At 67.9% G+C, this 12,522-nt stretch carries 7 protein-coding genes; 1 reads left to right on the top strand and 6 read right to left on the bottom strand.

Going from position 1 to position 12,522, the window contains the following annotated elements; all coding sequences use genetic code 11:
• Positions 1-38 precede the first annotated feature (38 nt).
• The 4 genes from ABD231_RS27205 to ABD231_RS27190 form a co-directional block, all read right to left on the bottom strand.
• Positions 39-923 (bottom strand): Cgl0159 family (beta/alpha)8-fold protein, encoded by an 885-nt coding sequence (locus ABD231_RS27205; RefSeq protein WP_344158237.1) that lies wholly within the window; start codon positions 921-923, stop codon positions 39-41.
• Between the two features lie 722 nt (positions 924-1,645).
• Entirely contained in the window at positions 1,646-2,587 is a 942-nt protein-coding gene (iolC, locus tag ABD231_RS27200) for a 5-dehydro-2-deoxygluconokinase (protein WP_344157934.1), read from the bottom strand.
• Positions 2,588-2,621: 34 nt separating this feature from the next.
• The gene (locus tag ABD231_RS27195; protein ID WP_344157931.1) at positions 2,622-3,506 is read right to left on the bottom strand and encodes a sugar phosphate isomerase/epimerase family protein; all 885 of its coding nucleotides are present in this window, start codon (positions 3,504-3,506) and stop codon (positions 2,622-2,624) included.
• 36 nt (positions 3,507-3,542) lie between these two features.
• Positions 3,543-4,535 carry a Gfo/Idh/MocA family protein gene (locus tag ABD231_RS27190; RefSeq protein ID WP_344157928.1) on the bottom strand — a complete coding sequence of 331 codons (993 nt, stop codon included), beginning with the start codon at positions 4,533-4,535 and terminating at the stop codon, positions 3,543-3,545.
• A 171-nt stretch (positions 4,536-4,706) separates the two neighbouring features.
• Between ABD231_RS27190 and ABD231_RS27185 the strand changes: the two genes are divergently transcribed.
• The gene (locus ABD231_RS27185) at positions 4,707-5,444 is read left to right on the top strand and encodes a GntR family transcriptional regulator (RefSeq protein ID WP_344157925.1); all 738 of its coding nucleotides are present in this window, start codon (positions 4,707-4,709) and stop codon (positions 5,442-5,444) included.
• Here the strand turns inward: ABD231_RS27185 and ABD231_RS27180 are convergent.
• Together ABD231_RS27180 and ABD231_RS27175 are read right to left on the bottom strand one after the other, a co-directional pair.
• Positions 5,441-6,181: a hypothetical protein gene (locus ABD231_RS27180; RefSeq protein WP_344157922.1), complete on the bottom strand. Its 741-nt coding sequence runs from the start codon at positions 6,179-6,181 to the stop codon at positions 5,441-5,443. The genes ABD231_RS27185 and ABD231_RS27180 overlap by 4 nt on opposite strands.
• Positions 6,182-6,203: 22 nt before the next feature.
• On the bottom strand, positions 6,204-12,506 hold the full coding sequence (locus ABD231_RS27175) for an RHS repeat-associated core domain-containing protein (RefSeq protein WP_344157919.1): 6,303 nt from the start codon (positions 12,504-12,506) through the stop codon (positions 6,204-6,206).
• Positions 12,507-12,522 lie beyond the last annotated feature (16 nt).

Raw genomic sequence — 12,522 nt, 5'->3', positions numbered from 1 at the left:
GAGGCAGATCGCGCGGCTGGTGTCACGGGCTGCGGCGGTCATGCGGTGGCTCCGTGGACGAGGGAGGCGGCTTGGTCTACGGCGTAGGCGACGTTGCCGTCGGGTGGGAAGAGGAGTGCTCTGCCGACCACCAGACCGCGGACCGAGGGAAGGGTGAGTGCTTTGCCCCAGCGTGCGTAGGTTTCTTCGGGGGCAACCGTGGGGTCGCCGCCGAGGAGGAGTGTGGGCAGGGTGGTCGCGTCCATCACGCGTTCGAGGTTGTCGACGACTGGGAGCTTGAGCCAGGTGTAGGCGCTTGTCGCGCCTAGACCGGCGGCGATGTGGACGGACTTGATGACCGAGTCCGCGTCGAGGACGTTCGTGACGCGGCCGTCCTTGCGGGTCGACCAGAACGGCTCGACCATTGCCATCAGCTTGTGTTCGGCGAGCTCGGTGACGGCCTTCGCGCTGGCTTCCAGGGTGGCGACCGTGCCGGGGTCTGCGAGATCGATCCGGGTCAGCATCTTGCCGCCGTCGAGGCGGCGGGACGCGAGATCCGCGGCGGAACCGTAGGCGGTGAAGCGGTCGTCGAGTTCGAACGACGAGCCCTGCAAGCCGCCGCGGTTCATCGAACCGATGACGACCTTGCCTTCCAGGGCACCAAGCAACAGAAGGTCTTCCAGTACGTCGGGAGTCGCCAGTACGCCGTCAACACCGGGTCGCTCGAGTGCCGTCATCAGTCGTGCGATCAGGCCGGGGCGGCTGCCCATCGCGAAGTGATCGTCGCGAACACCCAGTGCACCACGAGCCGGGTGGTCGGCGGCGACGATCAGCAGTCGGCCGTCCGATCCCACCAGTTCGCGAGTACGACGACGTTGCCAAGCCTCGGCAATCCGCTCCGGCTGCCGAACCCGAATCTCCGTCAACTCGTCCAATCGAGCCAGCAGATCGTCGCGCCCGGTTCGTGCTGACTCGGACCGTCCAACCGGATCCGCAGCCGGACGCGGTCGTCCACCCTCCGTCGCCGGATGCCAAGAATCCACCGCAGGCACCACCCGCCCCTGCCCACCCCCAGTCGGCACGCCACCAGCCGGCACCGCAACAGCCGGCTCGGCCGCCCGCTCTGGAGCGCCCTGCTCGAATCCGCCAGCCGGCGCGACAACCGTCGGATCATCAGCGGGGTAAGCAACTCCGGGCGCGGCGGCCACCACGTTCGGGGGTGGTGGGTGTGCGGGACCGCTGGCCTCGGTCGGGGTGGTTGGCACGGCGACGGTTGGGTCGTCGGGACCGGCGTAGGTGGCGGCCGGGTGGGCGACTCCAGGGGCGGTCGGTACGACGACGGTTGTGTCGTTTGCGGCGACGGTCATGGTTGGTTCGTCCGTCGTACGGGCCGGTTCGTTCATCGGAACGACGGTCGTCGGGTCGTCGGCACCGGGAACCTGTACACGCGCCACGATCGTCGGATCGTTCGGCATCCCGGCCCGCCGCCGGGCCCGGGCCGCCTGCACCGACTGTACGACCGTGGGGTCCGTGGGGCTTACCTCGCTCGGCTGAGCGGTTGGTGGGACTACACGCTGTACGACGGTGGGGTCCGTGGGGCTGACCTGGTCGGGCTGCGGCTCACCCTGGGTGGGGCGTTGGACTGGGATGGGGCGGCGGGAGTCGGTCATGCGTTTTCACCCATCGTGGTGAGGACCTCGGTGGTGGTGGGCATGGCGGTGGAGCATTCGAGGCGGGCGGCGACTATGGCGCCTGCCGTGTTGGCGAAGCGGATGATTTTCTCCAGGGGCCAGCCAGCTAGTAGGCCGTGGCAGAGGGCTCCGCCGAAGCCGTCGCCGGCGCCTAGGCCGTTGACTACTTCTACCGGGTGGGGTGGGACCTCGACGCGTTCGTCGCGGGTGCGGGCGAGGGTGCCCTTGGGACCTTGTTTGACGACGGCGAGCTCGAGCCCGCGATCCAGCAGAGCCTGAGCCGCCTTGTCCGGATCGGTTTCGCCGACTGCGACCTCGCACTCCTCGCGGTTGCCGACGGCAACTGTGCAGTAGTCCAAAGCGCGGCTGACCTGGGCGTGTGCTTCGCTCGGGTCGGCCCAGAACATCGGGCGGTAGTCCAGGTCGAGCACGGTGATCGGGCGGCGCCCACGCGCTTCCCAAGCGGCGAAGTGGGCGGAGCGCGACGGTTCCGCGGACAACCCGGTGACCGTCGACCAGTAGATCGAGGCGTCTCGGATCGCGTCCAGGTCCAGTTCGGACGGGTTGATGACCAGGTCCGGCGCCTTCGGGAAGCGGTAGAAGTAAAGCGGGAAGTTGTCCGGCGGGAAGATCTCGCAGAACGTGATCGGCGTCGGCAACCCCTCCACCGGCGTGACGAAGCGGTCGTCCACGCCGAGTTCACGCAGCGACGAGTGGATGAAGGTGCCGAACGGGTCGTTCCCCGTCCGGCTGATCACCGCGGACTTCCGGCCGTGCCGCGCCGCGGCTACCGCGACGTTGGTGGCACTCCCGCCCAGGAACTTCCCGAACGAGGTCACGTCCTCCAGATGCGTGCCGATCTGCAGCGGGTACAGGTCTACCCCGATACGACCGATCGTCAGTACGTCGTCCGCCATCAAACTCCCCGTCTCACAACAGCAGCGTCCCAGCTCATCCGACAGCCTCCGCGATCGCGCGCAGGTGCGCGATACTCACCCGTACGTCGACCACCGGGCCCTCGTCGGCCGGGCGGGCCTGCAGGATGGTGTCCTGCTCCAGCACGTACCAGCCGTCGTACCCGGCCTTCTCCAGCGTGCTCACGATCGCACCGAGGTCGACGTCACCGTGCCCGAGCGGACGGTACATGCCCTCGCGTACCGCGTCCGTGTACGAAACCTCACCCGACTGCACCTTCGCGGCCCAGGCGGCATCCACGTCCTTCAGATGCGTGTGCCTGATGCGGTCCGCGTGAGCCAGCGTCAGTGCGACCGGGTCGACCCCACCGATCAGCAGGTGGCCGGTGTCCAGCGTGAGCCCGATCGACGAGCCCTGCAGGACCCGGTCGACCTCAGCAGCGTTCTCGACCATGGTCCCGACGTGCGGGTGGATGGTCGCCAGCACACCGCTCCGGGCGGCCAGTGCGGACAGCTTGTCCAGGTTGCCGAGCAACGTGCTCCACCCAGTCTCATCCAGCACCGGGCGGTCGTCGTACCCATCGCTGCCAGTAGCGGCCGCGAGCACCAGCGTCCCCGCACCGGCAGCGACAAACCCCTCGAGCGCAGTGGCAACCTCAGGTGCCGGGTCGTGCGCCGGATCGTGCAGTACGACGGGCACGAACCCGCCCACCGCACGCAGCCCGGCATCGGCCAGTGTCTTCGCCTTCTCGGCCGGGTCCTCGGGCAGGAACCCGTCCGGCCCGAACTCGGTCGCGGCGAGCCCGACGGCGCGCATCTCGGCCAGGACGGTCTCGGCGTCGTACTGATAGCCCCAGCCGGGAACTTCGCAGACACCCCACGAGATCGGAGCACCCGCGATCCGGGCAGCCAGGTCAGTCATCGAGCACAGTCTCCTCTATCGCAGCAACAAGGTGGGTCAGGCAGAAACGGTGACAACACGGTTCTCGTGGCGAGAAAGCTCACAGGCATCGGCGATCCGGAACGCTGCGAGCGCATCGCGGACCGTGCACGGGACGTCACGCGTCCCGGCGGCCACTTCGGTGAAGGCGGTCAGCTCGGCCACGTACGCCGCCTGGAAGCGATCCATGAAGGTGAGATGCGGCGGACCGGGCGGGAAGTTCACTCCGGGCTCGGCCGACCGGAGTGCGGTGTGCTCGTCGAGCCCGACCGCGATAGACCCCAGACTGCCCTGCAGCTCCATCCGAACGTCGTGGCCGGCCGCGTTGTAGCGCGTCCCGCTCACGATCGCGAAGGTCCCGTCGTCGAGGGTGAGCAGCGCCGCCGCGGAGTCGACGTCGCCGGCCTCGCCGAAGAACGCCTCACCGCGGTTCGCGCCGGTCGCGTACACGCTGACGATCTCGCGCCCGGTGACGTACCGGATGATGTCGAAGTCGTGGACCGAGCAGTCGCGGAAGAAGCCGCCACTCTGCGGGATGTAGTCGCGGTGCGGCGGGAACGCGTCGTTCGTGTTCGCGCGGATGTGATGCACGAAGCCGAGCTCGCCGGACTCAACCGCGGCCCGCGCAGCCTGATAACCGGCATCGAACCGCCGCTGAAACCCGATGTGAACCGGCACCCCACCGGCCTCGACCAGCTCGACCACCCGCTGCGTCTCGGCCAGATCAAGCGCAACCGGCTTCTCACAAAACGTCGGTACGCCGGCCGCCACCCCCGCCGCGATGAGCTCCGCATGGGCCCCGGTCGCCGCCGCGATCACGAAACCGTCGAGGTCGGAAGCAAGAAGGGAAGCGACGTCGGGGGCGAACCCGAGACCGAGCTCTTTCGCCACGGTCTCGGCCCGGGAGGGGTCAGCATCGGCGACGACCACCTGATCCACCGCCGGCAAACCCCGCAGCGTCGAGGCGTGAAACGCCCCGATCCGCCCAACCCCAACCAACCCGACCCGCATCCGCTGCCCTCTCCTGTCCACACTCCGACCACCGGCCGCACCCGACGACGCGCGCCGCCGGCACCCGATCCACCGCGGCCAGCTTTCCTGGCTGTACCCGGGGTGTCAATAGTTTGTTAACACATTCGCACGTAGAGACATACATACCTGCGGCATGTATTATCCCGGGCCATGGCGACCCTCCCGATCAGCATCGATCGGACGAGCCCGGTGCCGCTCTACCACCAGCTCGCCGAGCAGTTGACTGCTGCCATCAGCGGCGGCACCCTGCGCCCCGGCGACCCGTTCGAGAACGAGATCGCGATGTCGGACCGCCTCGGCCTCTCGCGGCCGACCGTGCGCCGCGCAATCTCGGAGCTCGTCAACAAAGGCCTGCTGGTCCGCCGCCGCGGCATCGGCACCACCGTCGCCAACCGCATGGTGCACCGCAAGGCCGAGCTGACGAGCCTGTACGACGACCTGATCCGCGAGGGCCGTACCCCGCGCACCGACGTACTGTCCTTGACCACCGAGGCCCACGACGACCGCGCCGCCGAGATGCTCGGCCTGCCCACCGGCACCCCGTTGGTCTCGATCGTCCGCCTCCGGTACGCCGGCGATCAACCGCTCGCGATCTTGCGAAACTGGTTGCCCCCGGCACTCAACGACTTGACCACCGCAGACCTCGAACGAGACGGCCTGTACGCCGTCCTCCGCGCCCGCGGCATTCGTCCGACCGTCGCCCGCCAGCGCATCGGCGCCCGCAACGCGACCGCCGAGGAACGCCGTACCCTCCACATGTCCAAGGCCGAGCCGCTGGTCACCATGACCCGATCCGCGTACGACGCCGACGGCGCCCCGGTCGAATACGGCAGCCACTGCTACCGCGCCGACCAGTACTCGGTCGACGTACTGGTCTCCGAGCGCTAGCCAGGGATCTTCGAGGCGACGCCGGGCACGATGCCCCAGTAGTGCTGAGTGTCCGCAAGCGACATCGCATGACCCTTGCGCGGCACCTTCTGACGCGTCTCGATGAGGACTCCCCGGTCGGCGTAGAAGTCTTCGTCGAACGGACGGACACCGAGCGCGGCGGCGTACTCGGCAAGCAACTCCGAAGTGAACCGCGAGCGCACGGTGCGAGCCTGGTACCGATCCGGCTGCTCGAACGCCTGGACCGTTCCGGAAGCCTCGAAACTCCACCGGCTACCGTCGTGCGAAGCCGAGATCGTCCGGACGTAGTTCAGGAAGTCGGTCGGCAGCGGCCCGAACAGCTCGAACTGCACCGCGCCGTACCGCCCCGGCGTCTCCAGCCCGGTACCGAACGTGTGCGGCGTCGAGTCGAGAGCGAGCCCGTGGCACTTCAGCTCCTCGGTCAGATACCCGACCGTGCTCACCGCATCAGTGCCCTGGAACCCACAGTCGAAGTACGCCGTCCAGCGGTCCCCCACTGTGCCGACGAGGAGCTCGCGCGGCCGCACACCACCTGTCAGTGGTGGCAGCCGCTCGAGCATCTCCGGGAGACTCCCGCCAACCGGTACCGCCTTCGCCCGCCCGTGCAGCTGTTGCCGCCACGCACGGAGCCCCTCGGCCGCCACCTCCAGTGGCACCTCGAGAAACCCGAACCGCGAGGTCGTGGGCGCGAACCGGTCGGACAGAAGCGTGATCACTCCAGCATTCTCCTTGCTGCCATCACGGAACCGTGTAGAGGTGCACCTTGGCGGTCGGATCGTTCGCGATGATCCGTTGCTTGTGCCCCGGCGCACGGACGGGCGGCGGGGCGTCGTACTCCGCGTAGTGCCGCCGGCCGTTCAGAGTGTATTGGAGGTCAGGCCGGTTGACGCCGACCCGATCGCCGTTGATGTTGACCTGCTGCTGGTTGACGCGCATGTCGGTGGCGCCGCGGGCGCGGAGTGCGCGGATGTCGTTCTGCAGCTGGGCATTCTGGGTCGGGCTGTTCCCGATCTTGCGCGCCAGTGACTTGGCAGCCGGCGCCATCGGTTTGGCGGCGATATCTCGTGCGGTTCGTGGCGCGACCCGGCCGGTCGCCTGCCGGGCGACCGCGGCGACCTTGCCCGCTGTCCTCCCGCCGGCCGTCTTGATCGCACCGGTGGCCGCCTTCGCCGCACCCGAGATCGCTTGTCCGGCTGCGGAGTTGGCGACCGACGTACCGGCCTTGCTGGCGGCTGCGGTCACCGCCTTACCCGCGGTCGTGTTGGCCAACGCTCTGGCCCCGGCTCCGAGACCTGCGCCGATCCCCGCGGTCAGACCACCGACCGCGGCCCCGACACCGACTTCGGTGGCCAGACCACCCCAGGAGAAGTCCTTCTTCCCCTCGGCGACATCGACGCCGTACCCGGCCGCCGCACCGGCAGCGCCGGCTGCGACACCAGCCATGATCAGGCACCCGACACCGGTCGCACAGACTGCGCCGATGGCGATGCCGACGCCGATACCGACTGCGATGTTGGTGATCAGTCCCTTGTGCTCGTCGACCCAGTCGACCGCCTTGCTGACACCACTCTTCACCGCGTTCCAGGCACCCGACAGACTCCACAGACCGGTCGGGTCCATGTAGGTGATCGGGTTGTTCTCGGCGTACGAGTACGGGTTCGCCGCCTGCGCGGACGACCCGTCGGTCGCCGGGTCGGTCGAGAGGAACCGGCCCAGGGTCGCGTCGTAGTACCGCTCACCCAGTGCGCTCAGCCCGGTGGTCGGATCCTTGATCTTGTTCAGCCAGCCGTGCTCGGATGGCAGTGGCGGCAGCAGGTTGCGGATCTCGCCGTACGGCGAGTAGTAGGTGCGAGCGGCGATACTGGTGCCGTCGGCAACCGAAATCTGCGCCGAGCCCTGCTGGTCGTTCAACTGCCAGACCACGTTGCCGAGCGTCTGGCGGACAGCGACCGCCACACCCGCCTGGTCGTAGAACCGGCTGGATGCCTTGAGCACACCGGCTATGATCGTGAGTTCCTGGCCGTCGATGTACAGCGTCGCGGTCACCCCGAGCGGGTCAACCCGGGCCGTCCGCGTCCCATCCGGCAGATAGACAAACTGCGTCTCGCTGACCAGCGTGCTGGTCTCGGACTCGAGCCGCTGCTGGGCATCCCACTCGAGCTTGGTCGGGACCAGCCCACCGAGCAGGCCGGGCCGCTCGATCATCGCGCCGTTCGCGTCGTACTTGAAGCCGGCCGCGCCGGCCTTCGTCACCGCGTGCGGATGCGCCGGATCGCCGTACGTGTACTTCTTCGTCAGCCCGAGCGTCGTCTCCGAGGTCAGGTTGCCGTCCGGCGTGTAGGTCCACGACTGGTTGTACCCGGCCGGTCCGTCGTGGACGGTCTCCGACGAGCCGTCCGAACAGTCGGTCTGGTACGTCGTCCAGCTGTGGTTGAGCCGGTTGAGACCGTCGTAGTCGAAGCAGGTCGCGACGGACTTCGAGCCCGTGACGTCGGTGATCTGCTGAATGTTGCCGTCCGGATCCCAGGCGAAGCTGTCGTCCTGGGCAGCCTTCTCGTCGCCGATCAGGGTCTGGATCCGGGACAGTCGCTGAGTCTGCGGCTCATAGCCGTAAGCGCGCCGCAGCGAGTGATGCGCATTCGCATACTCACGACCGGCGAGTTTGCCGTCAGCCGCGTAGCCGGTCGACGTCACGTACGAATCCGTGTGCGTGTTGCCAGTCAGCGGATCCGTGAGCTCACCGGACAGCGTCGTCGGGTTCCCCAGGTTGTCGTACCCGGCGGTGATCGTCTCCTTCGGGTTGCCGAGCGCCGGGTCCTGGTACGTCGTGGTGAGCTTGTTGTCCGCCTCGTCATACCCATAGTTCACCGTGTACGACGACCCGTGCAGCAGACCGCCCACTCCCTGCGGGAAGGTCCATTTGCGCCCGGTGATCCGGCCGCGAGCGTCGTACCCGATGGCGGCCCGGGTGAACGCCTTGCCCTTCCAGTACGTCGTTTGCGCCGTCCCACGGCCGATGCCGTTCGCGATCTCGGTCGAGTCGTATGTCCAGGCGGCGATCTTCTCGCCAGTCCCGGCCGCACCGGCGTACCGGGCGGTCGGCCGATCCAAGGCGTCGTACTGCGTGGACACCGTCGGACCCGGTCGACCGGACGCCAGCGTCTTCGCGTCCCAGGTCGCGAGGACGTTCCCCTCATCGTCGTACTGAGTGCGGCTCCGGCCGGAGTCGGCGTCCACGGTCTCGGTCCTGCGATCGAGCAGGTCGTAGCTGAATGTGGACTTGTGACCGCCCGGATCCGTCGTACTGGCCAGCAGACCCGACGGGTAGTAGGTGTACGTCGTGGCTGCGATCGACGATCCGGTCCCGTCCTCGGTCTTGACCTGACGGCCGCGGACATCGACCCACGACGTCTTCACCACACCACCTGGGGGTGGAGTCGTCCGGAGGTGATCGCCGAAGTACGCAGTCGACGAGCTCCACAATTCCTTGCCCTGGGCAAAGTGTGCGGCCTTCGTGTTGCGCCCAAGGGCGTCATAGCTGTGCCGCGTCTCGACCACCTGATCACCCGGCACTGCCTGAAGCGAGCTCCCCGCGGCAGCGTCGACGACGACTGGAAGCGTCTCCGCGGCGACGTGGCCGGTGTCGTCGTACCGGGTGTCGGTGATGATCGTCTTCGGCTTGTCCCCGGTCGACGCCGGCGAGACCTCTTGGGTCTGGCGTTCGCGGCCGGTCGAGTCGAGGAAGGACCACGACGTCACGTAGGTCGTCCCGGACTGCAGCTCTTTGGTGGTCACCAACGGAGGCTGCTGGTGATCCGGGTCGAGCTGGTAGCTGAACACCTTCGCCGCGGGGGCATCCGCGGCCTGACCGGGCAGCCGGACCGTAGCCAGGCGGCCGAGCGGGTCATAGGTCTGCGAAGTGACCTGGTTGTTGGCGTCCTTGACCGTCGACGGTTGCTGGCGATCGGGATCCATCGTCGTGAGCTCGACCTGGCCGAGGGCGTTGGTCTCGGTGACGGTGACAGGCCGACCGGTCGCCGGGGCGTAGACGGTTTTGTTCGTATGGCCGTTGGCGTCGGTCTCGGTGAGGCTGCGGCCGTAAGCGTCGAAGGTGGCTGACGTGGTGGTGGTCTTGGTGATGTCGTTCGGACCGCTGGCGGTGACCGCCGAGACGGTCTTGGTGACATCGCCCTTGCTGACCGGACCACCGACCGTGTCCGACCCGTCGTAGTACTGGTCCTTGGACGAGATCAGGCTGTTCGGCGCGGCACAGGTGCCGTCGTACGTGCGGACCCGGTACGGGAACGCGAGCATCCAGTCGCCGATCGTGGCGTCGTCACGTGCATAGCTCGTGCGCGTACAGCGGACGTCGGTGCCGGCCGTGTCGACAACGTCGGTCGCTTGGCCATAGTCGTCGTACGTCGTGGTCATCTTCGTGGTGCGCGTGGTGTTCGCGCCGCCGGCCTCGGGGACGACCGCCTCCCGCTTGACCGACTCGCTCTCGACGACCAGGTGAGCGTCATCGTCCGGATCGGTCTTACCGGGCTCGAGCGGCGTCGTGTGCGCCGAGGTGTACGTGTGCAGCGAACCGCCCAGCTCGTACGACGGGTTGCCGGACGCGTCCAGCGCGAATTGCTGCGTCTCGCGCTCCTTGCCGCGCAACCAGGGCACGTCCTTGACCGAACCGCCGGTCGAGTCGGTGACGTCGACGGACTTCTTGTCGCCGTTCGCGAGCCGGTCGCCGTCCATCCCCTGGAAGAACAGGTTCCGGGTGACCTCCAGCGGTTTCGCGGCCTGCGACAGCTTGACCACGTCGACAGAGCCGTAACCGCGCCAGTCGCTCCAGGTCTTCCGCTTGACCGGCGTCACGTCGTCATCGTCGTAGTGCCAAGACGCCTTGCCGCGGTACCGGTACTCGTTCACCTGCGGCGGCGCGCCACCGGCCTGGTCGACCACGGTGACCTTGCTGACGAGGTACCGGTGCCACCAACCGAAGCCGGAACTGTCGCCGTTCGAACGCCAGCCCGGGAAGCAGGTCTGGGTGTTCGTGTCGGCCTTGCCCTCGGGGATCGTGTCGATCGTGCAGCCGTCGGGCTGGGTGTAGCCGACCTCGACCCGGCGGCCGAGCTCGTCGGTGACCGCGCTGACTCGCAACTTCTGCAGCTTCGGTACGCCGCTCCCTGGCGCAGCGTCGACGCGGTTGGGCGACTCGCGACCCGCGATCACGACCGGGGGCAGCTTCTCGGTACCGGAACCACCGAGGCCGACCTGCTGGAACTTCTCCAGCCACAGCGACGCGCTGGTCCCATCGGACGGCTCCGGGAACGAGTAGGTGAAGTCCACCCGGTCGACATCGACGAAGTCGGTGCCGTCGTTGCGCTGCGCGGTGACCGAGCGCAGCAGCTGGTTCGTGAAGAAGCTTGGCGACTTCTGCTCATCGCCGGTGCAGCTGCCGGTGCACACCTGATCCATCGGTACGTCGGGATACGACGACGCGTGGTCCTTGTCGAACGCGGGACACGTGCCGGATCCACCCGCTGCCTCGATACAGCGCAGGTCGGTGGCGAAGTGCAGTCGCGCGGGCGCCGTCGTACCCTCGTCGCCGGAGCGCTGCGAGTAGACGATGTCGCGGACGTGGCCGCCGCGGACGTACTCGGTCGACTTGCCGGACTCGCCGTTGCGGGCGTACTTGTTCTTCTCGACGTCGTAGAAGTACGTCGTACTGTTGCCGTGGGCATCGACTACGCCGTCGAGGTTCCAGCGCCAGGCCTGGGTGCACCAGGAGTCCTCGACACTGCTCTTGTGACAGGGCTCGCCGTCGTCGTCGCCGAAGACAGGAACGGTGAAGACCGAGTTGGTCGCCGTACCGGTGGTCGCCTGCTTGCCGCGACCGAAGGTGAACGTCATCCCCTGCGGCGTCCGGACGACCCAGTACTCGCCGTCGTTGTCGCCGTTGTCGGCGTCCTTCTTGCGCTCGACCTTCCAGCCCGGGTCCTGCTTGGCCCGCCAGATGTCACCGCCGGCGGCCTTGTCTTTGACGAGCTCGGAGGAGGTGCCTTCGAGGGACAGCATCAGTTGGTCACCGGCCCAGCACAGGTCGCCGGTGTCGCCGCCGTCGTCCGAGCAGCCGTTGTAGCGACGCTCCAGGTACGGCGTGTCGAGGTTCCAGCCGAGGCCCGCCCACGAGGGTTGCGCGTTCTCGGAGGCGGTCATGCCGTCGACAGACTGCGACGAGTAGGACAGGTCCAGGTCCGGGGCCTTGCCGGAGATCGCAGCGACCTTCGGAATCGGGTAACTCCAGTTGAAATCACCGGACTGCAGGCCGACGGACCACTTGCTCGACGACGAAAGCTTGGTCGCCGTGTACGAGCCGGCCTCACCGCTCGGGGCGGCCGCGACGACGTACACCATGCCTTGCTGAGCGACCGGAAGTGTCGCGGTCAGCTTGTGGTTGATCAGGTCGATCTTGCTCGGCACCGGTCGGCTTGCGGAACACGCGGCCGCTGCCGGGGTCTTCAGAGCGCAAGCAGGCTTGGCGATCAACCGCAGTCGCGACTCGAAGTTCCCGCCGTACGCTTCGGCGAAGCCGCCGACATCGACGCTGACACCGACCGCCGCCGTACGACGGCTGCCGTCGGCGCGGGTGAGCTGCAGCGCGAGTCCGTGTCCGCCGAGCTTCTCGGCGACCGTGTGGTCGTACGTCGCGACGGTCACCTGGTCCGGACCACCGGCGACCGGGCGCAAGGAAACGGCTCCAGCGCTACGGGAGCGGCTGGAGCCGGAGAGGTTGACGGAGGCGGTGCCCGCGGCGGGCCAGACAACCTTCGTCGGTGTCGCCTGCGGCCTGGCGGTACCGGCCGTGGACGGATCAAGTTGGGTCGGCACTGTCCGGGCCGATACGGAGATGACCGAATTATCGGCCGATACCGGATCGGGTTTCTTCGGATCGGCCGCCGCGGCCGGTGGTCCTTGCAGACCGGTGACCGCTACGGCGAGGGCCAGAACGCTTGCAGTGAACGATTTCGGGCGGGACGAACGCATACCGCACTCCCCCAGA

Origin of the sequence: Kribbella yunnanensis (assembly GCF_039529655.1) — a bacterium.
GTDB classification, from domain to species: Bacteria; Actinomycetota; Actinomycetes; order Propionibacteriales; family Kribbellaceae; genus Kribbella; species Kribbella yunnanensis.
The sequence above is the reverse complement of the archived record's forward strand: the minus strand, read 5'-3'. Positions and strand labels throughout refer to the sequence as shown.

Bases quoted from the DNA above. Each gene is read 5' to 3' on its own strand.
- ABD231_RS27175 (WP_344157919.1), bottom strand. From the start codon at position 12,506: ATGCGTTCGTCCCGCCCGAAATCGTTCACTGCAAGCGTTCTGGCCCTC.
- ABD231_RS27185 (WP_344157925.1), top strand. From the start codon at position 4,707: ATGGCGACCCTCCCGATCAGCATCGATCGGACGAGCCCGGTGCCGCTC.
- ABD231_RS27190 (WP_344157928.1), bottom strand. From the start codon at position 4,535: ATGCGGGTCGGGTTGGTTGGGGTTGGGCGGATCGGGGCGTTTCACGCC.
- ABD231_RS27195 (WP_344157931.1), bottom strand. From the start codon at position 3,506: ATGACTGACCTGGCTGCCCGGATCGCGGGTGCTCCGATCTCGTGGGGT.
- iolC (WP_344157934.1), bottom strand. From the start codon at position 2,587: ATGGCGGACGACGTACTGACGATCGGTCGTATCGGGGTAGACCTGTAC.